Source organism: Pseudomonas sp. NBRC 111124 (assembly GCF_001320245.1).
In the GTDB taxonomy this organism is placed as follows: Bacteria; Pseudomonadota; Gammaproteobacteria; order Pseudomonadales; family Pseudomonadaceae; genus Aquipseudomonas.
Window position 1 is genome coordinate 1 of record NZ_BCBA01000093.1, and the last position, 2385, is coordinate 2385.

1 protein-coding gene is annotated in these 2385 nt (G+C 62.7%); it reads right to left on the minus strand.

From position 1 onward, the window contains the following. Window positions 1–2385: immunoglobulin-like domain-containing protein (locus APH28_RS28945; RefSeq protein ID WP_371263113.1), on the minus strand; the 2385-nt coding region annotated here is incomplete at both ends.

Genomic DNA, 2385 nt, shown 5'->3' on the forward strand with positions numbered 1-2385 from the left:
AGGTTCTCGTAATTACCGCCACTGACGCTGGTGATGTTGTTGGTGACAGCCGCATGGCCTTGGTAGACGTCATTGGACACCGCGCCGGTAGCGGTGCCGGAGCTTTGGCCAACCGGGATAGTGATGGTCTGGCCGTTGGCCAGGCTGACCACCACCGGGCTGCCGGTGACGGGTGCGCCCACGGTGGCGGTATAGGTGATGCTCCCACCCTCGGCAACGGATGGAGTAGCAGTCAAGGTCACGGTAGTCGTGTCCTGCACATCGGTAACGCTGGTGCTGACCTGGCTCTTATCCGCGACCAGGTTTTCGTAGTTGCCTCCCGAGACGTTGCTGATGCTGTTACTGACAGCTGGATGGCCTTGGTAGACGTCGTTGGAAACTGCAGTGGTAGCCGTGCCGGAACTCTGCCCGACCGGGATGGTGATGGTCTGGCCGTTGGCCAGCGTTACCACGACGGCAGAACCGGTGACCGGTGCGGTCACCGACGCGGTGTACACGATGGTGCCGCCTTCGGCCACCGATGGCGTGGCGGTCAGGCTGACGGTCGAGGTGTCGACGGTATCGGTGACGGTGGTCACCGCTGGCGCACTATTGACCGCTAAATTTTCAAAGTTGCCCCCCGAAGCACCAGTAATGCGCGCGCTGACTTGGCCGGCATCGATGTACGGGTTATCACCATGCGTGGCAACCGCGATGCTGCCGGAGGTCTGGTTGGCAGCGATGGTAATGGCCTGGCCATTGCTCAGGGTCACGGTGACCGGCGACTGAGCGGCATTGGTCAGGGTCGCGGTGTAGATGATCTGCCCGCCCTCGGCGACGGTCTGGGTGGCCGACAGCGAGACCGTGGTGGTGTCCTGCACATCGGTGACGCTGGTGCTGACCGGCGCCTGATTGGCGACCAGGTTTTCGTAGTTGCCGCCCGATACGTTGCTGATGCTGTTGGTGACGGCCGCGTGGCCTTGATAGACGTCGTTGCTGACCGCCGCCGTGGTGGTTCCCGAACTTTGCCCGACGGGGATGGTGATGGTCTGCCCGTTGGCCAGGGTCACGACCACGGCAGAGCCAGTAACCGGTGCGGTCACCGTGGCGGTGTAGACGATGGTGCCGCCTTCAGCCACCGACGGCGTGGCAGTCAAGTTGACGGTCGAAGTGTCGACGGTATCAGTGACATTGGTCACCGCAGGCGTACTGTCGACCGCCAAATTCTCGAAGTTGCCCCCCGAAGCACTGGTGATCTTCGCGCTGACCTTGCCGGCATCCAGGTATGGGTTATCGCCGTGGGTGGCGACCGCGATGCTGCCGGAGGTCTGGTTGGCAGCGATGGTAATGGTCTGGCCATTGCTCAGGGTCACGGTGACCGGCGACTGAGCGGCATTGGTGAGGGTAGCGGTGTAAACGATCTGGCCACCTTCGGCCACGCTCGGCGTCGCCGTCAGCGTGACGGTGGTGGTGTCTTGCACGTCGGTGACGCTAGTGCTGACCGTGGCGCTGTTAGCCACCAGGTTCTCGTAGTTGCCGCCACTGACGGCGGTGATGCTGTTGGTGACCGGGGCATGGCCTTGGTAGACGTCATTGGAGACCGCAACCGTGGCAGTGCCGGAGCTCTGGCCGACTGGAATGGTGATGGACTGGCCGTTGGCCAGGGTGACCACCACCGGGTTGCCGGTAACCGGCGCACCCACGCTCGCGGTGTAAAGGATCGTGCCACCTTCGACCACGCTTGGAGTGGCCGTCAGGGTGACGGTGGTGGTGTCCGTTACATCTGTCACGGTGGTACTGACCGTGGCGCTGTTGGCAACCAAGTTTTCGTAATTACCACCGCTGACAGCGGTGATGCTGTTGGTAATGGGGGCGTGGCCTTGGTAAACGTCGTTACTGACGGCGCCGGTGGCGGTGCCGGAGCTCTGGCCTACGGCAATGGTAATGGTCTGGCCGTTGGCCAGGTTTACCACGACAGGGCTACCAGTGACGGGGGCACCCACACTAGCCGTGTAGATGATGGTGCCACCTTCGGCCACGGATGGCGTTGCGGTCAATGTGACAGTGGTGGTATCCGTTACATCGGTCACGCTGGTGCTGACCTGGCTCTTATCCGCGACCAGGTTTTCGTAGTTGCCTCCCGAGACGTTGCTGATGCTGTTACTGACAGCTGGATGGCCCTGGTAGACGTCGTTGCTGACAGCGGCTGTGGCGGTGCCGGAACTTTGTCCGACCGGGATGGTGATGCTCTGGCCGTTGGCCAGGGTGACCACCACGGCAGAGCCGGTTACCGGTGCGGTCACCGTGGCGGTGTACACGATGGTACCGCCTTCGGCCACCGATGGCGTGGCGGTCAGGCTGACGGTCGAGGTGTCGACAGTATCGGTGACGGTAGTCACCGCAGGC